The following is a 24599-nucleotide window of genomic DNA, read 5'->3' as shown; positions in this document are numbered from 1 at the left end:
CCCCCCCCCCCCCCCGCGGGGGCGGGAGGAGGGAGGAGAGGGCGGGGGTGGGGGGGGGGGGGGGGGGGGGGGGGGTTTGTTTTTTGGCGATTGGGGGGTTTTGTGCCTTGTTTTTCTTTCTTTGTGGCTGTGGGGTTTTGGCACCCCCCCCCCCCCCCCCCCCCCTGCCCCCGGATATGTTTCATTCCCGCCTCAGAAAGGCCCCTTCGACAGGCGGTACACCCGGTCCAGTTCGCAGACGGCCTTGTCGAAAGTCCGTCCGAACAGCAGGACCAAAAGGGCTTTGCGCCCGGCGAACCAGCCCAGATCCACGGCGATTTTCCAGAAGATGCCCTTGCCGGCCAGCATGTAAAGGTTCAGCGGCCATTTGAGCAGGCCGTAGGTTTTCCGTGTCTGCATCACCATGCGCCGGACCGCCTGGGGCATCAGGGCCTCGGTGACGCTCCGGGCCTGAAACAGGGTGTCCAGCCGGATATTGAACAGCTTTCCGGCCATCCGGTAGCCGTCTCCCCGGCCCAGATCGGCTAAAAAATCCTGAAAACAGGTGATTAACGGGCCGATCCGTGCTTCGAGCAGCGGCCGTTCGGATCGGGGGAACCGCTCGGCGGCAATGAGGGCGGCGGCCTCGACCACGGACTGCTTCCAGCCTGCCAGGTCCGGATCCCCGGCCATGACGGCGGAGACCCCCACCAGCCGGGACCGGATCCGCAACACCTTAGGCGAAAGGGCCTGCGGTGGCGGGTCCTTGATCCGGCTCAGATCCCTCAGGGCCTGTTCCAGATCGATTTTTTTTTCGTCGAGCCGGTAGGTTGACGGATCACTGTAAATATCCACGGCCAGACGGCCCATAAACAGATAGATCTCCACGGCCAGATACCGGGCGGCGATCAAAAGGCGGGCGTGGTTGATCAGATCCCTCAGCAGGGGCAGGGTAAACGGCTCGTCCGATCCGCCGACCAGGGACAGGTAGCACCGGCGAAGGTGGTTCAGTTTTCCGAGAGACACCGGGGCCAGAATCGAAAACCCCGGCCGTGACCGGATCGCGTCAAGCCCGTCCAAAGACTCCCTCACGCAGGCGAGAATGTGGGCCGGGGTGACCTGGAGATGGGGACGGGGGCGATCCGGATGAAACAGCGCGGCAATGTGGCGCACCATGGCGGCGATGTCTCCCGGAAGATCCGTCACGGGAACCCGGCCCGTCAGAACGGCCCGGCCCCGTGAGGCCAGAAAGGCCTCGGCCCGGGACCGGGGCTCCGACGGGGACGGGCGGTTCAGGCCGGCATCGGCCAGAGCCTTTTTCAGGATGCTCCGCCATCGCAGGATGTCCCGGACATAAAGCCCGACGGCCATGAGAAACAGCATCGACGCGGCAAGGCCGACAACCAGGAGCAGCCGGATAATCATGAGGGGTTCCTTTGGGATGATCGTAATGCGGACAAGGTATGACGGAACGACGTCCAAATCAAGCCGTTTTCACCCGGACAAACAAAAACGGCCCCTTTCCGGGGAAAGGGGCCGTGATCACAGACCGGTTGCTCAGTGCGTCCCGGAGCCGTCAGGGTTGTAGCGCCGGGAGTTGTTCATGAAAACGCCGGCATCTGAAAACTCCTCGATTTCCGTGTAAAACAGGGCCGCGGCATCGATGTTCCGGTATTCAATATAATCCACCAGCTGTTTGACATAGGGCTTGTCGTCCATGGCCGGGGCGAGAACCATCATGAACAAAGCGATGATCGCGATCCCCCCGGTCAGTTGAGACACCCGCCAGACCATTGAAGGCCGGGTCCGTTCCATGGAGTCATTCATAACGTGTCCTTTCATATTCCGGCGGTGATATCCGGAAAGACCAGGTAAAACATGATGTAGGCCATCAACAGGGTGAGGGCCAGGTTGAAACTTTGGCCGCAGACGTAAAGAATCAGCGGTTTACCGCCCTTGAAGTAGGATTTCAGCTCCCTGAAGTTGGTGCCCAGTCCGATGCTGGCGAAGGCCAGACAGAAAAACCATTCCCGGGCCAGTCGGGAAAAGCCGCGAAGCACGCCGTGCTCGACCACCACGTAGCTGATATCGTCGCCCAGGGACTGACAGAGCAGGGAAAAGAAGATGGAGGCCAGGATGAATCCGATGACGAATTTGGGGAAACGATGCCAGATTTCGATGAGACCCACGGTCTGTCCTTCGACCCGTTCCACCTTGGCCACCCAGTACAGGGCCACGAAAAAGGCGATGACACCGATCAGAACGTTCTGGATCATCTTGATGGTGGCGGCCACATACAGGGCCTGCTCGCTGAGAAAGGCGCCGGCGGCGGCCACGGCCCCGGTGGAGTCGATGGTGCCGCCCATCCAGGCTCCGCCGAGCACGTGGGGCATGCCCACGGCCTTGATCACCAGGGGCATGACCACCATCATGATAGCGGTGAACACCAAAGACAGGCCCACGGCCAGGGTCAGTTCCTCTTTTTTGGCCCGGCAGGCCGCGGCCGTGGCGATGGCGGCGGACACCCCGCAGACCGACATGTCCGAGGAAATGGTGATGTTCAGGGTTTTGGAAGGAATCTTGATGACTTTCTGGCCGAACCAGTAAGTGGTCACCAGAACGATGGGGGTCACCACCCAGGCCACGAAAATCCCGGGAATGCCGATGGAAAGAATCTTGCCGAACAGGATCTCACCCCCCAGAAGCACCAGACCGGTTTTGATGTAGTATTCGGTCTGAACCGCCGGCATCGCCCATTTCGGTGTGCCGATCGTATTGCTGATCAGAAGACCGAAGACGATGGCCCAGGCCGCGTAGCCGATGCCGTAATGCTTCATGGTGGCGTTGTTTTCCGCCGCATAGGCCAGCACGGCGATCAGGAATACCGCCACAAAGCCGATGGCGAATTTGACAAAGGAGTCGCCCATCACGGCTTTGCCGATGCCGAAGAACACCGCCAGGATCACCATCAGAAGCACCAGGCCGCCGATCAGATTATACGGTTTGACCGATGTTTTCTTTTTGGCTTTGGAGGCGGCGGACTGGGCGGCTTTCCAGGCGCCGATGGCCGTGACGGCCGCGGCATTCAGCTCCTTGTCCTGATACCCCGCCTGGGCGGCGGCATTCTGGGCGGCGGACGCCGCAGCCAGGGCTTCTTTTTCCTTGGCGGCCAGGGGCTCATATTTTTCCATGGCTTTTTTGGCCTGGGCCTCGGCGGCATCCTTGCTCAGGTAAAAGGCGTTAAGAGGGTTGCTTTTCCAGCCCTGGGGCGCCGTGGCAACGGCTTTGATCCGTTTTCCAACGGAACTGTCCGAGGCTTTGTATTTGGCCTTTTCAGCCACGGCCTTGTACCATTCGATGGTTTTAAACGGGGCTTTCGCCGATTCGGCCTCCAGGACGGCGTTGGCCGCATCGATTTTCGCCCGGATCTCCGGGTCCGCCTTGGGCAGAAAGAGAATCATCCCGATAACCAAAAGAATGACGCCCAGCCAGATGGCCCAGTAATCCTCCAGTTTCCATAAATCGGATAGTCCTGATTTTCCCGTGTTGATGACCACGTCACTTTCATTACTCATACACGTTCCTCCTCCTCAAAACGTTGAATAAATAAAATCACCGCTCACATCAAAGAACATGGGGCCGAACACATATGTAACCGATTGAATAAAAAGACTAAAAACAATGAATATTTATTAACTCTTATTCGAAGGGAATGCAACAGTGAAGTGACGCCGCCGTGTTTTACCTTCCTCAGACAAGGCGAAGAAAACCGCGGGGCCTTTATTCTCAGGCCCCGACGTTCGCAAGGGTTCCATCAGGCATGGTTTCGGTAGGATTTTTTCCAGGGTTTTTTTTTAAGATCCCGGTAGTTGACCAGGGCCAGACAGAAGGCCCCCACGGCCAGTTCCGCGCAATGGAAGTGGTCGTCTTCCAGGGTTTTCAGGTAGTCGGCCACCGTTTCCGGGGTGATGTCCCAGGCCTCCTCCACGGTTTTACCCTCACTGAGATGGGCCACGGTGTTGGCGGTGGCCACGGTGTTCAGGCAACCGTCCACCTGAATGGACACGGAGCGGATGCGCTCCTTTTCGTCCACGGTCAGAAACATTTCAATGGTATCCCCGCAGTCTCCGGTGCGTTTGCCGTAGCCGTCCGGATGCTCGAGCCGTTCCATCCGGTGGTAGCTGTATGCCATATCGATGAATTCCGGCGAATGCCGGTCCAGAAAATCCAGGGCCTCGTTTTCCATGACGGTTCCTCGCGTTGTGATAAAAAAGGTAATATGATGGAAACCAACCGAAATTTCAAGGACTTTTTTCCACGATCAGCCGGGCGCAGGACAGGGCAAGGCCAAGGTCGTGATCCCGCACACGCCTCGCCATCGAACGGATCCGGTCACGGCAGACCTCCCGCTCCGGCCGGGGAAAGGGTCCGGCCTGGCGCAGCAGGATACGGCCCAAGTCGCCGAGTCCCCGTCGCCGCTCGTCGATATCCCGCCCATGACGCCGTCTTTGCGCTTCAACGCGTTCACGAAAGCGGTGTTCCGGTTCAACCCCCGCGTCATGGACCCGGCGGATTGCCGCCATACCGGCCCGCCGTCCGAACACCTGGCCGGACAGAACCATGGCCCCGCCCACCCGGTTGGCCCCGTGCATGCCCCCGGCGCACTCGCCGCAGGCCAGAAGGCCGGGAACCGTTGTCTGTCCCCAGGCATCGATCCGGGCCCCGCCGTTGAAGGCATGGGCGTACAGGCACACCCTGTGACGCACCCCCGTCGGGCCCTCAACCGTCACACACCCCGTGTCGTCGGCCCGGCTCAGCAGATAGTCGTCCAGGGCCGCATCGGGGCGTCCGTGGGACACGGGGGCATGGCTGTCCCGCTCGGCGGCCCGATCACGAAGCGTTTCGGGAAGGGTGTCAACCTCACCGCGGGGGCTGATAATCCGAACATCCGGCCCGGCGATCCGGCCGCAGGACCAGAAGCGGTCGGCCCCCGTGTCGTACCACATGTACTGGACATAGTTCATGTTGACCAGATCCGCACCCGCACGGTGCATCAGGGCCGTTCCCGCGCCCTGATTTTCCGGATCGGTCAGGTGCCGCGCAAACAGGGCGGCCCCGCCGCCCGTGGCCAGGATCAGCGCCCGGCACTGCACGGCCAGAACGGTTCCGGACCGACGATCCCAAAACACCGCACCGATGGCCCGACCCTCTTCGTTGACAACCAGATCCGCCAGACGGAGGCCGTCCCACATCCGCCCATGCCGGAGAAACCGCTGCTTCAAACGGAAAAACGCCGCGTCAAGATCAGTCAGTATATAAGCCAGAGGAAGGGTTTTCAGGAAACAGGCTCTTTGGCGTCGGGGTCGGCCCTTTTCATCGGCGACAACGGTGAGGCCGGTCTTCCGAAGGTCGTCGAAACAGGCTTTTCCTTCCTCGGCCAGAACCTCGGTCAGGGCGGAATCAATGAATCCGGGGGCGGCGATGGCGCAGGCGGCGGACAAAAAAGCCTCTTTGTCACGGTCACTGCGGCAGACCACCATGCCCAACGCCCGGTTGGGATTGGTGAACGATGAGCCCGACGGCCCTTTCCCGGGGGCGACCAGACAGACATCAAGGTCATGGGGGCCGGACTGGGCGGCAATGCCCGCACGGAGCCCCGCAAGCCCCGATCCCACGATCAGGATATCACAACACCGATAGACGGCGGCGGTCATGGGAGAGCGTCTCCTTGATGAAAAAAAGCCTGCCCCGAAATCAGCGCTTCTGGGGGTAGCGGACGGCGGATGCGGGTTCGACGGGCCGGGACGCGGTATCGTGGATGCGGCGGACCACCGCCTGACTGAACTTTCGTCCGCAATGCACATAGGCCTTGTTGGTACCGTCCTGAATCACCTGGTGGTAACGGCGGCCGTAATCGGTTTTCATGAACCGGATATAGTCTTTGATGTCTTCCTTGGAGATATCCCGGTAGGTGTACAGAATGCTCAGGGCAATTTCCCGGGAGACGGCCTGGGAAATGCTGTTCCGGTTTTTTTCAAAATTGGCTCGGATCGTTTCCTCGGAGGGCAGGCTCATGGCGGGAAAGGCCGAGGCCAGGGCCGTCAGGGTGATCACCTGCATGTTCAGCATGCGATCGAGAATCAACTCCGTGGCCTTGACGCTGCGGTCGATTTCATGAACCAGCTCCAGCCGTTCTTCGTAATCCGCCGTGAGGGTCAGCGAGGGCAGGGTGGCGACCATGTGGGTGTAGGCCTCCGGCGTGGAGGCCATTTCCTCGATATGGGTCAGCTTGCGGCCCAGGGGCGAATCCAGCCAGGCCAGTACGGCCTGCATGTCGGCAAGACTCAGGCGGGACCCGATGTAATCGGCGAGAATCGCGCGGATCGCCGACGGTTTGAAGGCGTCTCCGATAATGCCGTTGATCTCGTCGATCACCTGATCGGATATTTTTCCCAGCAGCGCCTCATTGCGCCTGAAACAGTCCCTCACCTCGGCCTGGGTCTTTTCGGGCACATTGTCGATCTGTTCGTTGATCCCGCACTTTTCCATCAAAAGCCGGGTCATTTCCCGAACGTCGGCGTCCACCCCGGCCCCGCGCCCTTCGCAGACGCCGGCCGAGGCGGTCCAGACAACTATCAACACGCTGCACAGGATCAGCTTGATCGGTTTCATGGTTCATGGTTCCATTTGATGAAAGGAGGTGGCGCCTGTCGGCTGTACGCACCCTTTTTAGTGTGTTTTCAACCGGTTTGTCAAGCCCTTCCATCCTCACCTGATCCGTCTCAACTGATCACGTTGGTTTTTCCGGCGAAATACTTCATAAACTGGGTCCGTTCGTACAGCTTGGGATCCTGACCGGACTCCTGGGACAGTTTTCCCCGGAAATCGTCGAGGCGGGAGAACCCGTGGGACTGCATCCAGGATTTCAGACGGTCGAGCATCACCGACATATGACCCGGTCCCTGTTTGTAAAGGGTCGAGACGACCTGGACGGCACGGGCACCGGCCAGCAGCACCTTGATCAGGGCCTCGCCGTCGTGAATGCCGGTGGACGCCGCCAGGTCACAGCGGACCTTGCCGGACATGACGGCAACCCAGCGCAGGGACATGGCCAGTTCGGAGGGATCGCTGAACACGAACGACGGCTTGACCTCCAGCTTCTGAATATCGAAATCAGGACTGAAAAAACGGTTGAACAGCACCAGGCCGCTGATGCCCGTTTCGGACAGGGCCTTGATCATGGGGCCGAGATTGGTGAAATAATAACTGATTTTCATGGAAATCGGAATAGAGACCACCTTACTGATCTGTGCGATGGTATCAAAATAGATGCGCTCTTTGTCCTTGCGGTTGTCACTGAAGTCCGTGGGCGGGAAAAACATGTTGAGCTCCAGGGCGTCGGCCCCGGCCCGTTCGAGTTCCCGGGCGAAGGCCAGCCATTCCAGGGAATCGTAAAAGCAGTTGACGCTGGCGATGATGGGGACCAGCACCTCGTTCTTGCAGTCCCGGATCAGCGAGGTGTAGCGGTTCAGGTTGTCTTCCCGGACCTTGTATCCGTAAAACTCGATGGGGTTCTTTTTCCCGTCGTAATCAAAATACTGAACATCGGGGTTTTCTTTTTTCATGCGGCTGATCACGTCATCGCTTTCAAAAACAATTTCCTCCTGAAACAGCGATTTCAACACCACGGCGGCGGCGCCGTTGTCGGCAAGCCGCTTGACGCCCTTGACCGTACTGCTGAGGCCGGAGCTTCCGACGATGAGGGGGTTTTTCAGGGGCAATCCCAGATAGGTGGTCGATAAATCCATGGCGTTCTCCTTCTTTATGAGTGGGTAAGAGAAACTCATGCGAAAAACAAACCGGTCGATCATGGAAAATAAAAAACAAACGCAAACGACATGACTCATGCCCCGATCCGTCGATCGAAACACCCGTCGTTTCCCGATCGCAAAGGTTCGGATATCCTATCACAAAATTCGGTTTAAAACCAGTCGGACGACCGGGGGGTCCAGGGCAATCGCATATATGATGATCTCGTTATCATGACCGTGGAACGTGCGATTGCCCTGCCGGGCGGTCAGGCCCCGGATGAGTCGATACGGCATGCCTTCATGGCGGCGGATATATTCCGGTACACGTCGGAAAATCTCAGAAGACCGATGATCCGATGGTCGTCCACCACAAACAGCGAGTCATGGCGATTCATCACGAACAGGTGAAAACACTTGGTGATCGAATCGTCCGGGTGAACGATCTGGCCCTCGGGAGGCTCCTTGAGAAAATCCCCGATGTGAACCGCCACCGCCTTGCGGCACAGGTTCCTGAAGGGGCTTTCCCACAGATTGTAATCCTCCTGGATGGATTTCCACACCGAGTACTGGCCGAAGCGACTCAGCGTCTTTTCAACATCCACCCGGTTGTAATTGGTTTCAAGGCCCCGAAGCAGATCGATGGGGCTTAGTTTGCCCAGAATCCGGCCCTCATCGTCCACAACCAGGAGAATACGCTGGTCGCATTGTCCGGCAAGGTATTGTTCCTGGGCCTTTTCCATGGCCGTCAGGGCGTCGTAGAACTTGGCCCGATGGGAGATCGTGTTGAATCTCTCCGCCGGGACCATCAGATCACGTACATGCAAGGTTTCCATTTCAGCCACCTCCTGTGTCCGAACGTTTGTCAGGGTGAGGCGGGAGCCCGGCCGAAGGGATGACGGGCCGGGTCCTTTGAATGACATTCTTATTATACCCGACTTCGACCGGAGAAGGAATTTATAAATTGACGGATCTGCATGGTTTACACCCTGTAAAGAAATCCGACGAACCCGCCCGGCGTCCGGCCCCGATCCGGCCGGCAACCCGCTGAAACCGTGACTCTTTCACGAATCCGTCTCTGGCACAGCCCTTGCTTTTGTTTTGTTGCAGATGCCGGGTGTGATCCTGAAAACCCGGCCTGATGAGAATAACACCAACCTGCAGATCAGGAGGATTGTATGAATACACCCATCAAACGCGTGCTGATCGGAATCGACGGTTCCATCCAGTCCATGAACGCCGCGTCCTACGCCGCCGAGATTCTGCCTCCGGACAGAACCCAGGTGGTTTTGTTTTATGTGGATGCGGACATCATGGATCTTTACTTCGACATCGAGGACAAGCCCGATATCGGTGAGCTGGAAAAGGCCTCGTACAAGGACTGGATGGACATGCGAAAGAAAAACATGGACATGCGGCTCGAAAAAACGCGGGAACTGTTCCTGGACAAAGGATTCCCGGCAGACCGTGTGAGCTATGTCCGACGGGAACTGTCCATCGGGGTGACCCGGGATATCATCGAGGAATCCCACAAGGGGTATGACCTTCTGGTGGTGGGAAAAACAGGCACCCGATGCGTGACCGGCATTCCCATGGGATCCGTCACGGGCAAACTGGTGTCCCGGGTGTTCCACATTCCCATGGTGGTGGTCGAAGGCCGTCCGGAAACGAACAAAATCCTGGCCGGATTCGATGATTCCAAAGGCGCCATCGATGCCGTCAAAGGCCTGGTGTCCTTCGTGGGCGACACCAAATCCATCATGCTCTGCCATGTGATCCGCTCCCTGGGGATCATGGGCGACGGCGAGTACGACCTGTTTGCCGCGGGCATGGACGCCTCGGGTTATGCGGATCTGGAAAACCGGCGAATCGACAACCAGAGACGTAAAATCGAAAAGGCCATGGAACGCCAGAAAGCCTGGATGATCAGTGAAGGTGTTCCCCAGGGCAAGGTCGAGACCTGCACCCTTGAAGGCTATATCAGCCGCTCCCAGGCGTTGGTTGAAAAGGCCCGCAAGCAGGGATACGGCACCCTGGTTCTCGGACGACGGGGCCACAGCGCCGTCCTCGAGTTCTTTATCGGCCGCGTGGGCCGAAAGGTCATTCAGATGAGCGATTCCATGGCCGTCTGGATCATGAATTAGCGATCCTCCCCGATCACGGGAGGCACAACCCGGCCATCTTACAGCCGGCCGGAGAGGGGGTGTTCGGGCATCCGCCCGAGCCTCCGATCCGGCTCCTTTCCGTCCATCACTGGACCCATAACCTCCTTGACGGGCCTCCCCACCCGTCATGCACCACCTCTCCCTCCCCAGGCGCGTCCGGGATCCCATACCGGACGCGCATCCTTTTTCCATTTGTCGGACGATCAGTATTTTTCAAAATCCCGGTCCAGGGCGTCCGCTCCGGCCCCCTGGTCGTCCCCAAGGTCCAGGGACACGCCCCGGCCCCTGATGAAATCCGTCCGGTCGCCGCCGTCTTTTGCAAGACGCGGTTCCGTCCGGCCCTTGGGATGGGATGTCTGAGCGATCCGGGCGACCGGTGCGCGACCCTTTTTTTTCATCGCAGATCCGCCGAAGACCGATCCCATGTCACCGATATCGAAAAAGGCGATGACGTCCTTGAGCTGTTCGGCCTGGGCCGCCAGCTCTTCGGCGGTGGAGGACATTTCCTCGCTGGACGAGGCGTTCTGCTGAATCACCTGATCGAGCTGCTGGATGGCCTGGTTGATCTGGGCCACACCGGAACTCTGTTCGTTGGAGGCCGCGTTGATTTCCTGAACCAGTTCCGCCGTCCGCTTGATATCCGGAACGATTTTGTTAAGCATTTCCCCGGCACTTTCGGCGATGTCCACGCTGGTGGTCGACAGGGTTCCGATTTCGGCGGCGGCTGCCTGACTGCGTTCGGCCAGTTTCCGCACCGCATCGGCCACCACGGCGAAGCCCTTGCCGTGAACCCCGGCCCGGGCCGCTTCGATGGCCGCGTTCAGCGCCAGCATGTTGGTCTGGCGGGCGATCTCCTCGATGATCGAGATCTTGTCGGCGATTTCCTTCATGGCGGACACGGTCTTGGTCACCGCTTCCCCGCCCCGGGCCGCATCTTCGGCGGTGCGCATGGCGATTTTTTCCGTCTGCTGGGCGTTGTCGGCATTCTGCTTGATGCTGCCGGCCATCTGCTCCATGGACGAGGACACCTCTTCGACCGAGGCGGCCTGTTCCGTGGCGCCCTGGGCCATCTGATCGGACACCGAACTCAGCTGCTGACTGCCGGTGGCCACGTTGTCCGTGGCGGTTTTCACCTCCATCACCACCTGCTTGAGCTTGCCGAGCATATTCTTCATCGACGACAGGAGCTGGCCCAGTTCATCCTTGCCGGGAATGGTGATCTCCATGGTCAGATTCCCGTCGGCCATGCTGTTGGACACGGCCACCCCCTGGGACAGGGGCTCCTCGACGTATTTGCGGCTCATGTAGAACACCCAGACAAACCCGCCCAGAACGAACAGAACGATGGTGGCGGCGATGACCATCACCTGGCCGCGCATGGCGGCTTTGAGGACGGCCTCTTTGGCCGCGATCTGATCCTGAAGATCGTCGATGTAGACCCCGGAGGCCACAATCCAGTTCCAGTTTTTGAAAAAGCGCACATAGGACAGCTTGGGTTCGGGTTTGTCCGAACCCAGTTTGGCAAAATAAAATTCGATGTAAGACTCCCCTTTGGACGTGGCTTCATCGACCTGATCACGGATATAAAATTTACCGTTGGTATCCTTGCTGTCGTACATGCTTTTCCCAATCAGGTCTTTGTTGGGATGCGACACAAGTTTGTAATTGGTGTCCAGAATGTAAAAATAATCATCCTCACCGTATCGCATGCTGGCGATAATTTCCTTGATGCGGTTCTGTCCGTCGATTTCCGCCTGATCCACGGAGATACCCGTACCGATGATCCAGTTGAGGGGCCTAAACAATCGCACATAGGACAGTTTTCGAACCATCCGACTTGTGTCATTGGTATCGGGCCAAAAGTAGCTGACAAAGCCGTCAGAGGTGGGGTTGCTTTGACAAAGACGGACCATTTCAAGAAACATCGGTGACGTGGTGCCTTCGGCCAGCACCAGCTTTCCGTTTTTGGAGAAACCGCTCAGATCCTTGCCGTTCAGATCAGGCTGAATGGGATGGATGACCATATGCCCCTGGGTGTCATTGATCCAGAAATAGCCGCTCTGATCGTAGCGGATCGTGTTAACGGCCTGTTTTGCAACCTGCCTGACCTTTTCAAGGGCAACAGCACTCAGGTTTTCCGAACCCCGATTGGCCTGAACCGCCTCATCATATTCTTTTTTGATCATCGAATACGGCACATCCACCAGATCCTTCAGCTGGCGCCCATACTGCTGTTTGATCGCCTCAACGGTGGCGGATTGTTCGTAGGTTTTTTCCACCATGGTATAAGTCGCATCCACCAGATCTTTCAACGCAGCCTGGGTCTGATTCATCAGTTCGTTTTTGTAGACGGCGATATCCTCATTGGCCTGGGAAATGGTCTTGTAAAGGGAATACCCCCCCACCACCCCCACGGACGTGATGATGCTGATCACCACAATGAGGATGATCTTCGATTTGATCTTGATATCCCTGAAATTCATAACGCCTCCTTCGGTTGATGATCATGAGATAAAACCGTTTTCGATCAGTCCGAGGGGTCAAAAAGCACCACGTCGGACGGCTTTGACACGATATCTTTCAGCCGGTTCAGCGAGGCCCGTTCCATCAGGGCCATCTGGTTGGACTTCATGGAATGGCTCCGCCGGACATAGACCACGCCGGTATCGGTATGAAAAAAAATCTTTCGGGACTTGTATCCCCCCAGATCCCGGGCCGCGACCGGAATCCCCTCGCAGGCGAGAAACTCAAGGACGAATTCGGAAATTTTCGCCCCCACGGCCTGGCCTTCGGTCAGACCGGGAATCACGTTGGCGCCGCCGAACACCTTGGCCTGGATCTTCCGTTTTTCCGCCCCGAGCGTGAGCATGGCGTTGATCAGCAGCTCCATGGCGTTGATGCTGTAGCGGGCCGGCGCATTGAAATCACGGAAGCTCGCCCGTCCCGGTACCAGAATATGGTTCATGCCCCCGATGCGGTGGGTTCCGTCGAACAGACAGGCCGCCACGCAGGATCCCAGAAAGGTGGTGATCACCGCCGTCTCCCGGCTGGCGTAATATTCGCCGATGTGGATGGTCACCGTTTTCAGGGGACGACCCTCGTCGTCCTTGAATGTGGGATCATGGGCCATAAACATCCATTATCGCTTATCAGGCAAAGGCGCAGGCCCTCAGGACCTCGCCGGCCAGTTTTTCCAGGGACAGCACCTTGTCCACCCCTCCGAGTCTGATCGCCTCCCGGGGCATGCCGAACACCACGCAGGAGGCTTCGTCCTGGGCCAGGGTGAAGGCGCCGGCCTCCTTCATTTCCAGCATGCCTTTGGCGCCGTCGTCCCCCATGCCGGTCATGATCACCCCGACGGCGTTTTTCCCGGCATACCGGGCCGCGGACCGGAACAGCACATCCACCGACGGGCGGTGGCGCGACACCAGCGGACCGGATTTGACCTCCACGTAGTACCGTGCTCCGCTTCGTTTGATCAGCACATGATAGTTGCCCGGCGCGATCAGGACCTGGCCCCGGAGAATGGAATCGTTGTCGGCCGCTTCCTTGACCGTCACCTGACACAGGCCGTTCAGCCGGTTGGAAAAGGCCCGGGTGAAATTTTCCGGCATGTGCTGGACCACCACCATGCCCGGTGCATCGGGCGGCAGGCTTTCGAGAAACACCTTCAGGGCCTCGGTCCCTCCGGTGGAGGCCCCCACGGCCACCACCTTCTCCGTGGTTTTCAGCATGGCCTTGGCCGCCGGAGGCAAGATGGCGTCGGCGGTCAGCTTGGGTTCGACATCATGCCGTTTGTGCAGCTTCCTCAGCTGGGTGGCGGCGGCGGCCTTGACGCTGTCGCAGATCCTGATCCGGGACTCCTCCAGAAACTGACGGGTGCCAAGGGTGGGTTTCTGGATGATCTCAACGGCCCCGTATTCCAGGGCCTTGAGGGCCGTTTCCGACTGGGACACCGCCAGACTCGAACAGATCACCACCGGAATGGGATGCTGGCTCATCAGTTTTTTCAGAAAGGTGATTCCGTCCATGCGGGGCATTTCCACATCGAGGGTGATCACGTCCGGCACGGCGTCCCTCAGTTTCCGGGCGGCCATGTAGGGGTCTGAGGCCGTGTCCATCACCTCGATGTCCGGATCCGAGGACAGAACCCCGGTGAGGGTCTGGCGGACCAGAGCGGAATCATCGACGATCAGAACCTTGATTTTTTGACCCATCGTAGCGTCCTTTGCGGGGTGTGCGTCTAGTCGATGCGTTTGTAAATGGTCGGGGCCACGGCCTTGACCGGCAGTTTGCCGCAATCGAGCAGCTCGGAGTGACCCATAAACAGATAGCCCCCCGCCGACAGCTTGTTGCAAAGTTTGACCATCAGACGGTCGGTGGTGGGTTTGTCGAAATAAATGATCACGTTCCGGCAGAACAGGATGTCGATGTTCTGCCGGATCCTGAAATCGTCATCCATCAGGTTGAGCCGGCGGAAAACGACTTTCTGCCGAAGCTCCGGCCTGATCCTGACCAGACGTTTGGTTTTGTCCCTGCTTTTCAGCAGATAGCGTCGCCGGTATTCCATGGGCACCGGCTCGATCAGCGCGGCGTCGTAGATCCCCGACACGGCCGTTTCCAGAACCCGGGTCGAGATGTCCGTGGCCAGAATCGAATAGTCAAACCCGGGGTGAGCCCGGGCGTATTCACTGAGAACCATGGCAAGCGTATAGGGCTCGTCTCCCCGGGAGCAGGCCGAGCTCCAGGCCGTCAGCTTCCGGTTGATCCCCGCCCCCCGGTTTTGGACCAGATCGGGCAGGGCCGTGTCCAGCATAAAATCGAAATGATGGGGCTCCCGGAAGAAATCGGTTTTGTTGGTGGTGATTTCATCGATAAAATACGGCAGCTCCTTCTCCATGCCTTCCGGACTGAACAGATAGGCGCAGTAGCCGGAGTAGGAATCGATGTTCAGGGCGCTCAGGCGTTTGCGCAGCCGGGACTCGATCATCCCCCGCTTGATGTCCGGCATCTTGATCCCCAGCCGGGTATAGATGAATTGCCCAAGGTCTTGGAAATCGCTTTTGGACAGAATTTTCGTTGCAAAGTTGTCCTTGATCCGGTCTGCCATAGGGAGTCGTCTTTTTTTACGTCGTTATCGTATGAACGTCGAGACCGCGCCCCTAAACATTCACGGCGGCGTCTTTGAGGGTCCCCTCTTCCGCGGCCTCGCTCCGGCCCTCGGTGACCCGGCTGAGTTCCTCGCTGGAAAACACCCTGTCGATATCGAGAATGATGATGAAGGTGTCGTTTTTTTTGCCCATACCCAGAATAAAGTCCGTACGAAGGCGGGTGCCGATCTTGGGAGGCGGCTGGATCTGGCTCTGGTCGAGATCCAGAACCTCCCGGACCGAATCGGCCAGGGCGCCCAGAAGGGTCGTTTCCCCGTCCAGGGTGACGTCGATGATGATGATGCAGGTATCCACGGTTTTCCGGGTGGCCCCCAGGTTGAATTTCAGGCGCAAATCCACCACGGGAACCACGCCGCCCCGGAGGTTGATCACCCCCCGCATGAAGTCGGGCATGCGGGGCACCTTGGTGATATCCGTGAAATCAAGCACTTCGCGGACCTGTTTGATATCCAGGGCATACACCTCGTCATCGAGCATGAATGTCAGATACTGGTTCGCTTCGATTTTCAGCTCTTCGGCCATGGTCTTTCCTCCTCACACCTGCCGGTGATACCGGGCTAGTTGACGATCTTGTTGACATCGATGATCAGGGCCACGGTGCCGTCTCCGAGGATGGTGGCACCCGAAATATCCCTGGCGTCCTGAAAGGCGGCCCCCAGATTCTTGATGACCGTCTGATGGCTTCCGATCACATGGTCGACCACAAACCCCACCCGCTTGCCGTAGGTTTCCATGATCACCACATGCTCCAGGTCCGGGGTTTTCTCCTGGATCTCATACTCGTCCCTCAACCGGACAAAGGGAACGATTTCGCCGCGCACGTTGAGTATGTTGCCGTTTTTACCCCGGCTGTCCCTGGGAAGCTCCACGCATTCTTCCACCGAGGACAGGGGCAGCACGAAGTATCCGGACCCGATGGTCACCAGAAGCCCGTCGATGATGGCCAGGGTCAGGGGCAGTTTCAGGGTGATGACGGTCCCCTCGCCCGGGACGCTGGCAAGGTCGATACTGCCCCTCAGGCTCTCGATGCTTTTTTTCACCACATCCATGCCCACCCCCCGGCCGGACAGATCGGTCACCTTTTCCGCCGTGGAAAACCCGGGGGCGAACAGAAGGTTCAACGTCTCCTGATCATTGAGTTCCTCGTCACCCTGAAGCAGTCCCTTTTCCAGGGCTTTTTTCCGTATCATCACCGGATCGAGTCCCTTGCCGTCATCGCGGATTCGGATCAGCACATGGGCTCCCGAATGCTCGGCGGACAGATCGATCGTTCCGCCTTCGGGCTTGCCGGCCTTCCTCCGGACGGCCGGGGCCTCGATCCCGTGGTCGATGGCGTTCCGGATAATATGCACCAGCGGATCCTTGAGACGTTCGATGACGGTTTTGTCCAGCTCGGTTTCCCCGCCGGACGTGGTCAGTTCGATGGATTTGCCCAGTTCGCCGGACAGGTCCCGGACCAGACGCCGGAAGGTGGCAAAGGTGGTGCCGATCTGAAGCATACGGATGCCCATGGCGTTGTCCCTCAGTCCGCTGGTCAGGGTTTCCACCTCTTCGGCGATGGACACCAGATCGGGATCATCCTGATTGACGGCCTTCTGGCTGAGCCGGGCCTGAACCGTCACCAGCTCGCCGACCAGATCCACCAGCTGATCGAGCTTTTCCGCCGGCACACGGATGCTCGAGGTCGAACTTTCCTCGGAGCGTTTCCCGATCCGCTTTTTGATCTGGTTCTGTTCGGCCAGGGCCGATTTCACCGCCGTTTTGCTGGCCAGCTTTTCATCGATCAGAATCTCGCCGATCCGCCTCTGACTTTTCAGGGCCCGCTCCAGGGCCTCCCCGGTCAGGTCTCCCCGCTTGAGAAGAATTTCCCCCAGCTTGTCCTCGCCGTTCACGGTCAGACCGTAGGCATCTTCCTCGGCCACCACGTCGATGGTGATCTCGGCGTCGTCTTCCACGAAGATAAACACGTCCCGAACGGCATTTTTATCCTTGGCCGTGGTCAGGATGATGTCCCAGTAGAGGTAGCAGGCTTCGGGATCGAGCGCCTCGATGGGCGGCAGGTTTTCCGTATGCGCCACAACGACGCAGTCTCCCATGTCCCGGAGTTCATTGATCAGGAGCAGGGGGTTGGTGCCCGACGAAAAAATATCCGGGTGGGGCTTGAAACGGATCCGGAAGGTGGTCATGGCCTCCGGGGCCTCAGAAACCCTTTGCGGCTCCTCCTCCAGGGCCCCCGGCTGGTCCGTCAGGGTCTGAAGCTCATCGATGATCATCCGGGCCTGGGTTTTGTCCACCGTGTCTTCCTGCCCGGCCGCATCGAGCAGTTCCTTGATGTAGTCCCGGGCCGACAGGGTGAGACTCACCAGCTTGCGTGTGACCGGAAGGCGGCCGCTGCGCACCCGATCGAAGACCGTTTCCACGTTGTGGGTGAATTCGGCGATGTCATTGAATCCGAACATGGCCCCGGACCCCTTGATGGTATGCATGGCCCTGAACACCCGGCCGATCTGCTCCATATCTCCGGGACTGTTTTCCAGTTCCAGAAGGGAGCTTTCCAGTTCCGTCAACAGTTCATACGCTTCTTCCTTGAACGCCTGCCGTTGGTTTTCCATGATCATTCCTCACGTTGGGGTGACAATGATGCGTCGATGGCGGTGCCGGGCCGGGTCAACCAAACACTTTTTTGACCACCCCGATCAGCTGTTCGGGCTTGAAGGGTTTGACGATCCATCCGGTGGCGCCGGCTTCCTTGCCTTCCTTTTTCTTCTCGTCCTGGGATTCGGTGGTCAAAAGGATGATGGGAATGAACTTGAACGCGGGCATGCCCCGCACCGACCGGATCAGTTCGATGCCGTCCATGTTGGGCATGTTGAGGTCGGTAATGATCATCCCGATGTCGGGATCCTTGAGTTTGGCCAGGGCGTCCTTGCCGTCAACGGATTCGACCACCTCGTAACCGGCCCCCGTCAGGGTGAAGGTCACCATCTGCCGCATGCTGGCCGAATCGTCGGCCGTCAGAATTTTTTTCCCCATTATCGTCTGTCTCCTTTCCACAAACACCGTTTACAGGGACTTTCCGGACAGCTTCCCTCCGGATCGTACCCCGCTTCGATCAAAAAGGCCCGGAGGGCGTCTCCGTTGTCCCCCTCGGTCAGGCTCATTTTTTTTCCTTTTTTTTCAGCACTCCGATTGCAGGCGCATAAGAGCTGGACGCAGGACACATCCAGGGATGCCGCCGCGTCCAGCGCCACGGTCAGGGACTCGGCCGTCTCCAGCGTCTCGATCATGGCGCGTTTGATGGCGGCGGCATGGGCGATTGTGGCGTCGCCGTTCAGATGAAGGACCGTCAGGTGATCTTTTTTTTCCGTTCGGATATCCATAACTTCCCCGTCCTCACTCGTTAAAACAGTTCGATATTGTCCCCCAGGTCGTCCGGGGAGGTTTCCGCCTGATCGACGGTCTCATCGGAAAGGCTTTTCCGATGAACCATGCGTTCTTTTTCCATGGTGTAGCGCTGTTCAAGAAGATCATGGAGTTTTCCGACATCCACGCCCAGATCCTTAAACGGCGCCAGAGTCTCGCGAATACGATCCAGCCGGTCTCTCTGTCGAAGGATTTCATCGACCACGGCCGGCATGAACCCCAGATGAGCCAGGGCGTCCTCATGGACCTGATGAACCCGTTTCCGGTTCTCACGAATGTCACGGGAGGCCTGTTTCATCCGGTCGATCAGTTCGGGCAGGGCCTGGACCTTGTCGGCGAGGGCCCGGCCGTCATCATCGCCGGCATCCGATCCGGCCGATGTTTCCACGTTGGCGCTTGACACCAGATCGGTTAAAACCGTTTCCACATCACGGACAAACCGGTCGACCAGGTCCGACAGGGTTTTCATCTCACCGGCCAGAACGGACAGGGTTTTCCCTTCGTCTCCCAGATGGGTGGCGGCGATGATGGCGTTGAGGGCCTTGATATGGGCGTCCATGCTGATCTGATGAATCTCTCCGATCTGTCCGGAAAGCGAACCCGCTGTCCCGGAAACCATGTCGTAGGCCTCGTCCATTTGTCGTGCCAGGGTTTGCCCGCGGGTTTGCACGGCCATAAACGCCGACAGGGCGTCCACCAGACCGACGCCTTTGTCCGAGGCCCTGGGCCCCCTGCCCGAAGACGAGGCGTCATCAAAGGTCAGGTGTTCAACCGACTGTTCAACCTGGGCCATCCGAAGGTTGACCGTGTCGAAGGAGGCCTTGCAGCGATCGTAGACCTCGCCCAGCTCCACGACGATCTGGGCCAGCTGGTCGGACAACAGACCGCAGAGGGTATGGATCATGGCCCTGTTTTCACGGTCCGTGTCCGGCCTTCCGGTATCCGTTGTCCGGCACATGGCGGCCATGTCGTCGAGACCGGTTCCAATGTGTTCGAGCCGCTGGCGCATGGCGTCATGGAACTGAAGCGACATGACGATCTTTCCCACCTCGTCCCGGATGACCGCATGATGGTCCACGCAGAACGACGCGGTGTGTCCGACCTGACTGATCCAGGCGTCCGTCTGTTCCACGGCATGGCCCACGGAGCGATCGGCGTCGCCTGTCAGCCTGGCCATCCGGTCCACACCGGCCTCGATGTCATCGCGGATCGAGGCAAAGCGTTTTCCCGATTCGGCCGCCGTCTCGCGGATGGTCTTAGACAGCGTCAGGATGGTTTCGGACAGCTGCTTGATTTCCGTCGCAATGATGGAAAAATTCTCACTGAGGGCCTGGGATCGGGAGGTTTCGATAAAAATATTCAGGGCCACGGCCCTCAGATATTTGGCCAGGCGCTCGATATCCTCGTTTTTCGTCTGAAGCTCCGTAAGGCTGCCGACCACCGTCCGGACCGACCCGGACCGCAGGGCAAGGGTTTCCCGTTGGGACTCCAGCGCCTTCAGCGACCGGCCGATCATCTGCCGAATCGCCGCAAGACGAAGGTTTCCCTCGTCTCCCTGGGCCATCGTAACGATGTCTTCGGCCTTCTGTCCGATGCTCCGTCCCTGGTCGTTGGCCTTTTGAAGAAGACCGCCCAGCTCCATGAACCGGGGTTCGGTACGGACACTGATGTCGTCAAGGGCGTGTTTGAGATCGGTCAGGTCATCGGCCAGCGCCTCCGGGTTCACCGGAAAATCAGGCACGGTATTCCGCTCGTTTTCAAAACGATCTGTCTGTTGATTCATGGCTGGGTATCCGCTCGCTGTGTTCGCTTCCCCGACATCATGGAACGAGGCCGCCTGAGAGAGGCAACATATCCGGGCATCCTGCCCGGTACGATTTAATCCATATCGTCAGGAATGATAAAAACTTGACAAGAAATGTCGCCACGGCGTGGCTGTGAAGACTTTCGGAAAGTTTACCAAACTTGCCCGAAGAAGGCAAACGCTAATGATAAAAGGCGATTGAAAGAAATAAAAAGCCGGACCGTGACGGTCCGGCGCATGGGAATTCCGGCGATCGTTTCATCGCCGGCGAGGGCCGATGCGACACGTCGTCGACCGACCGTCTTACCGGTTTCATCCGGCCCGGAACCGCTTTTTTTTCTGACGCCGCTTGGCGCTGCGGGCGTCCTGCTGGGTGATCCGGATGAGCCGGCCCTTCATATCCGTATGATTCAAGGCTTTGGTGGCGCGATCCGCATCGGAATTGTCGGGCATTTCGACAAAGCCGAAGCCTTTCGAACTCCCGGAAAACCGATCTTTGACGATCTTGACGGCGGTCACATCACCGAAGCGGGAAAAAGCCGCTTTCAAATCATCCTCCGTCACACCCATGCTCAGATTCCCGATATAAAAATTCATTCATTTTCCTTTCGTTTTAAAGATTTGATGAACTCATAAAAAGTCATCAAATGACGGCAAAGAAAAACGTTCGAGTTCAAGGCGTCGCGAATCCCGAGGAATGAGGCGTACTTAGGGTACGCCGCAGTGACGAGGGATGAAGCGCAACGCAGAAATCGGACGTTTTACGAAGCCGTCAAGATTTATTCTTTATAGAAAATAACCCCCTTCTTTACAATGGTTGTTTGCTTTTTTCACGGGGAAGGCCTTTTCAACATTTGTTTGACACCGCATCATTCCGGCGGTATGTTTTTCCCTCACAGGTCGATCGATCAACCGTCTTCACCAAACCGGGATACCGAACGCCATGAGCCGATACAGATCGAAAACGTCGTTCAAACTTCCGAGGAAAACCGCCCGGGCCCTGGCCGCCGAAGCCGGGACCCCGTCGTCCGGACCGGAAACCGTCGGAATCAACGCCCATTATTTTCTGTTTTTCCTGATGTTTCTCGTCTTTCTGGGCTGTTTTTCCATGTTCCGTCCCTACCTGGACACCATCCTTCTGGCCGTCATTCTCGGTTTTTCCGTCAGCCCGGTCCACGCCAGGATCGAGCGGCTTCTGGGTCACCGGAAAAACCTGGCCGCCGCCCTGACCTGCCTGCTGGTGACCGTCGTGGTGATCATCCCCCTGTCCCTTATTCTCATCGCCCTGATCCATCAGGGCATTGTCTCGTTCAACGCCATCACGGCCTGGATCGCCGACGAACAGTACCAGACCCTTTTGAATCATCCCCTGGTCACCGGGCTGTATGACTGGGTCCACACCCGGCTGCCCGACATCCAGAAACTGTTTCCGTCCCTGGACCTGACCCACATGAAACCGGACAAACTGGTGATGGACGCCACCGCCGCCTTCGGCCGCAAGCTTCTCAATCACGGCGGTCAACTGGCCGGCAACATCGGTTCGCTGATCGCGAAATTCGGTCTGATGCTGGTGGTTTTCTTTTTCGTGATCCGGGACGAAGCCCATCTTGTCGAGCGGCTGCTGCACCTGATCCCCCTGTCCGGAAGTCAGGAGGAACAGATTCTCCAGAAAATCAAGGATGTGGGAAAATCAGCCCTGTTGGGCACCCTGGCCACCTCCCTGGCCCAGGGCGTCGCCGGAGGAATCGCCTTCGCCGTCTGCGGCCTTCCGGCACTGTTCTGGGGAGCCGTCATGACCTTCACCTCCCTGGTCCCCGTGGTGGGCACGGCCCTGGTCTGGATTCCGGCGGCCCTGTTTCTCCTGGTTTCCGGACACTGGGGCCTTGCGCTCTTCATGACCCTCTGGTGCACCCTGGTGGTGGGCGGAATCGACAACGTCCTGCGTCCCCTGTTCATGCAGGGCGGCGCGAACATGAACACCCTTCTGATTTTTCTCTCGCTGATCGGGGGGCTCAGCCGGTTCGGACTGATGGGCCTGCTCTACGGCCCCCTGATCGTGGGCCTTTCCCTTATTCTGATCTACATCTACAACATGGAATTCAAGGAATTTCTCAGCGATCAGGATCGTCGCTGACCGGACCCTTAGCCGGAAGGACCGCCGCCGCCCGGTTCACCAGGGCTTTTCCGTATTTACCCACAATGGAATCCACGGCCCGCTCGGCCTTTTCCCACCGCGCCCGGGAGGGATTTTCCCGGCTTTCGAACAGACCGGCCTGAACCGGCTGCCGCTCCGGCAGAAGTCCGGCGGCTCCGAGACCGATCAACCGAACGGCCCCGAATGACTCGTTTTCAAACAACCGCATCACGTCACGGTAAATATCCCGGGCGCTCTGGGTGGGCGCGGCAAGGGTATGGCGCCGGGTTATCTGCCTGAAATCCGGAAAGGTGATTTTCAGGGTCACCACCCGGGCCTTGACCGCTTCTTGCCTCAATTGCCGGGCCACCTCGTCGGCCTGAACGAGCAGAATCCGGGCTAAGGCCTCCCGGTCTCCCGTATCCCGATCCAGGGTGGTTTCGGTGCTGACGGACTTGCGCTCCGACACCGGACAGACCCTGTTGTGATCGATGCCGCAGCTCAGCTGCTTCAGGCGCAGGCCGTACGCCCCGAGCCGGGCCGTCAGAAGATGATCGGGCACGCGGGCCACATCACCCAGGGTTCTTACCCCCAGGGCCCGAAGGAGTTCAAAGGTTCGGTCCCCCACCCCCGGCACCTTCCGTATCGGCAGACGGAAGAGGACCTCTTCAACCTCATCGGGACCGATCAGGGTGATACCGTCGGGCTTGTTCATGTCCGAGGCGATTTTGGACAGAAACTTCAAAGGGGAAATACCGATGCTGCACGTCAGATGCTCGCACTCGACAATGGCTGCCTTGATCTGCCGTGCCATCTCACGGGGAGGGCCGAAGATCCGTTCGCAGCCCGTGATATCCACATAGGCTTCGTCGATGGAGACCGGTTCGATGGAGGGGGAGAACCGCTCAAGCAGGCTGAAGATGCGCCGGGACACCTCACGATACCGGGCCATGTCGCCCCGGATGACCCGGGCCGCCGGGCAGCGTTTCACGGCCTGATACAGGGGCATGGCCGAGTGGACACCGTAGGCCCGGGCTTCGTAGCTTGCCGTGGACACCACGGCCCGCTCGGACCGTCCGCCGATGATCACCGGTTTGCCCCGGAGCTCGGGATGGTCCCGCTGTTCGACCGAAGCGAAAAAGGCGTCCATGTCAAGGTGGAGAATCACGGCGCCTGCCCCGCATCATCCCGAATACCGACCGGCCAGGGCCGCCCAGGCGTCACGGGTGCGTCGTTCAAGAATCCGGAATCCGGTTGCTTCCATTTTCGCGGCCACCGTGTCGGCCTTTTCCTCGAGGATTCCCGAACAGATGAAAATCCCGTCCTTTTCCATCACCTGACCAAGCTGATCGAGAAGAACCAGAATCACCTCGGCCAGAATGTTGGCCGCCACCAGGGGAAAACGTCCCCGGACCCCGTCCGACAGATGACCTTTGACCAGGCGGAACCGGTCCGGAGCGACCTGGTTGAGCGACAGATTTTTTTGGGCCGTTTCCACGGCGGTGGGGTCCAGATCCGTTCCGGTCATGGGTCCGGCGCCCAGCTTGTCCGCCACGATCATCAGAATCCCCGACCCGGTCCCGATATCGAGAAAGGATTGACCCGGCCTCAGATAGGTTTCAATCAGCCGGACGCACATGGAGGTGGTGGGGTGGGTGCCCGTGCCGAAGGCCATGCCCGGATCGATCTCGACCACGATGTCCGACGGTTCGGGCCGGTAATCCCGCCAGGTGGGTTTGACCACGATCCGTTCACCGATTCGCTCGGGCCTGAAATATTCTTTCCAGGTTTCGGACCAGTCCTCGTCGGCCAGGCCGGTGTAGGAAATGGACAGAGAAAGGCCCTGGCCGTTCAGCCGGTCAATGCCCTGCTCGATGGTGCGGCAGACCGCCCGGGCCCCGTCGTCCGACGGAATGTACCCCCGGACGCAGAAGCGTTCCGGACGGCTGACCGGTCCCGGGTCCCAGCCTTCGGGGGGTTCCAGATCGGGCCGCTCCACCGACACCCCGCCCACGCCGGCGTCTTCGAACACCAACGCGATCAACTCCTCGACCAGAACCGTTTCGTCGGGTTGAAAAAACACGGCAATCTCTATCCATTTCATTGTCGGTGCCC

At 58.7% G+C, this 24599-nt stretch carries 22 protein-coding genes; 2 read left to right on the top strand and 20 right to left on the bottom strand.

The window, feature by feature from the left end:
- Positions 1-192: 192 nt before the first annotated feature.
- From ACYQ11_RS12815 to ACYQ11_RS12780, 8 genes are all read right to left on the bottom strand, one after another.
- Entirely contained in the window at positions 193-1404 is a 1212-nt protein-coding gene (locus ACYQ11_RS12815; protein ID WP_459924191.1) for a hypothetical protein, read from the bottom strand.
- A 132-nt stretch (positions 1405-1536) separates the two neighbouring features.
- A complete protein-coding gene (locus tag ACYQ11_RS12810) occupies positions 1537-1806 on the bottom strand; it encodes a hypothetical protein (protein ID WP_459924190.1) in 270 nt (89 codons plus the stop codon).
- Between the two features lie 11 nt (positions 1807-1817).
- Positions 1818-3554 (bottom strand): YeiH family protein, encoded by a 1737-nt coding sequence (locus ACYQ11_RS12805; protein ID WP_459924189.1) that lies wholly within the window; start codon positions 3552-3554, stop codon positions 1818-1820.
- Between the two features lie 239 nt (positions 3555-3793).
- Complete coding sequence (locus tag ACYQ11_RS12800; protein WP_459924188.1) at positions 3794-4225, bottom strand: iron-sulfur cluster assembly scaffold protein; 432 nt, start codon at positions 4223-4225, stop codon at positions 3794-3796.
- 55 nt (positions 4226-4280) lie between these two features.
- On the bottom strand, positions 4281-5693 hold the full coding sequence (locus ACYQ11_RS12795) for an FAD-binding protein (protein ID WP_459924187.1): 1413 nt from the start codon (positions 5691-5693) through the stop codon (positions 4281-4283).
- Positions 5694-5733: 40 nt separating this feature from the next.
- The gene (locus tag ACYQ11_RS12790; RefSeq protein ID WP_459924186.1) at positions 5734-6651 is read right to left on the bottom strand and encodes a DUF2059 domain-containing protein; all 918 of its coding nucleotides are present in this window, start codon (positions 6649-6651) and stop codon (positions 5734-5736) included.
- Positions 6652-6761: 110 nt separating this feature from the next.
- Positions 6762-7787 (bottom strand): dihydroorotate dehydrogenase-like protein, encoded by a 1026-nt coding sequence (locus ACYQ11_RS12785; RefSeq protein ID WP_459924185.1) that lies wholly within the window; start codon positions 7785-7787, stop codon positions 6762-6764.
- Between the two features lie 269 nt (positions 7788-8056).
- Positions 8057-8623: a CBS domain-containing protein gene (locus ACYQ11_RS12780; protein ID WP_459924184.1), complete on the bottom strand. Its 567-nt coding sequence runs from the start codon at positions 8621-8623 to the stop codon at positions 8057-8059.
- A 342-nt stretch (positions 8624-8965) separates the two neighbouring features.
- Here ACYQ11_RS12780 and ACYQ11_RS12775 point away from each other — a divergent pair, with 342 nt between their 5' ends.
- Entirely contained in the window at positions 8966-9931 is a 966-nt protein-coding gene (locus ACYQ11_RS12775; protein ID WP_459924183.1) for a universal stress protein, read from the top strand.
- 224 nt (positions 9932-10155) lie between these two features.
- Here ACYQ11_RS12775 and ACYQ11_RS12770 read toward each other — a convergent pair whose 3' ends face one another.
- The 10 genes from ACYQ11_RS12770 to ACYQ11_RS12725 all read right to left on the bottom strand — a co-directional run bounded on the left by ACYQ11_RS12770 (position 10156) and on the right by ACYQ11_RS12725 (position 20947).
- Positions 10156-12435 carry a methyl-accepting chemotaxis protein gene (locus ACYQ11_RS12770; RefSeq protein ID WP_459924182.1) on the bottom strand — a complete coding sequence of 760 codons (2280 nt, stop codon included), beginning with the start codon at positions 12433-12435 and terminating at the stop codon, positions 10156-10158.
- Positions 12436-12479: 44 nt separating this feature from the next.
- Positions 12480-13082, bottom strand: a complete 603-nt coding sequence (locus ACYQ11_RS12765) for a chemotaxis protein CheD (protein ID WP_459924181.1) — start codon at positions 13080-13082, stop codon at positions 12480-12482.
- A gap of 19 nt (positions 13083-13101) precedes the next feature.
- A complete protein-coding gene (locus tag ACYQ11_RS12760; RefSeq protein WP_459924180.1) occupies positions 13102-14169 on the bottom strand; it encodes a protein-glutamate methylesterase/protein-glutamine glutaminase in 1068 nt (355 codons plus the stop codon).
- Positions 14170-14195: 26 nt separating this feature from the next.
- Positions 14196-15062: a CheR family methyltransferase gene (locus tag ACYQ11_RS12755; RefSeq protein WP_459924179.1), complete on the bottom strand. Its 867-nt coding sequence runs from the start codon at positions 15060-15062 to the stop codon at positions 14196-14198.
- 52 nt (positions 15063-15114) lie between these two features.
- Positions 15115-15645, bottom strand: coding sequence for a chemotaxis protein CheW (locus ACYQ11_RS12750; RefSeq protein WP_459924178.1), 531 nt, complete (start codon positions 15643-15645; stop codon positions 15115-15117).
- Positions 15646-15680: 35 nt separating this feature from the next.
- Entirely contained in the window at positions 15681-17735 is a 2055-nt protein-coding gene (locus ACYQ11_RS12745; protein WP_459924177.1) for a chemotaxis protein CheA, read from the bottom strand.
- Between the two features lie 55 nt (positions 17736-17790).
- Positions 17791-18156 carry a response regulator gene (locus tag ACYQ11_RS12740; protein ID WP_459924176.1) on the bottom strand — a complete coding sequence of 122 codons (366 nt, stop codon included), beginning with the start codon at positions 18154-18156 and terminating at the stop codon, positions 17791-17793.
- Positions 18156-18503, bottom strand: coding sequence for an STAS domain-containing protein (locus tag ACYQ11_RS12735; protein WP_459924175.1), 348 nt, complete (start codon positions 18501-18503; stop codon positions 18156-18158). Before ACYQ11_RS12735 ends, ACYQ11_RS12740 begins: the two co-directional genes overlap by 1 nt.
- A 20-nt stretch (positions 18504-18523) precedes the next feature.
- Positions 18524-20329 carry a methyl-accepting chemotaxis protein gene (locus tag ACYQ11_RS12730; RefSeq protein ID WP_459924174.1) on the bottom strand — a complete coding sequence of 602 codons (1806 nt, stop codon included), beginning with the start codon at positions 20327-20329 and terminating at the stop codon, positions 18524-18526.
- A gap of 333 nt (positions 20330-20662) precedes the next feature.
- Positions 20663-20947: an RNA recognition motif domain-containing protein gene (locus tag ACYQ11_RS12725; protein ID WP_459924173.1), complete on the bottom strand. Its 285-nt coding sequence runs from the start codon at positions 20945-20947 to the stop codon at positions 20663-20665.
- Between the two features lie 346 nt (positions 20948-21293).
- Between ACYQ11_RS12725 and ACYQ11_RS12720 the strand changes: the two genes are divergently transcribed.
- Entirely contained in the window at positions 21294-22484 is a 1191-nt protein-coding gene (locus ACYQ11_RS12720; RefSeq protein WP_459924172.1) for an AI-2E family transporter, read from the top strand.
- On the opposite strand, the gene ACYQ11_RS12715 is transcribed toward ACYQ11_RS12720, so the two are convergent.
- Both ACYQ11_RS12715 and prmA read right to left on the bottom strand, forming a co-directional pair.
- Entirely contained in the window at positions 22462-23652 is a 1191-nt protein-coding gene (locus tag ACYQ11_RS12715) for a DNA polymerase IV (RefSeq protein ID WP_459924171.1), read from the bottom strand. The genes ACYQ11_RS12720 and ACYQ11_RS12715 overlap by 23 nt on opposite strands.
- 15 nt (positions 23653-23667) lie before the next feature.
- Entirely contained in the window at positions 23668-24588 is a 921-nt protein-coding gene (gene prmA / locus ACYQ11_RS12710) for a 50S ribosomal protein L11 methyltransferase (RefSeq protein ID WP_459924170.1), read from the bottom strand.
- Positions 24589-24599: the final 11 nt, after the last annotated feature.

This window comes from Desulfatiferula olefinivorans, from assembly GCF_054657895.1.
Note: the sequence above shows the minus strand (reverse complement) of the source record. Positions and strands in the feature narration are given on the sequence as shown.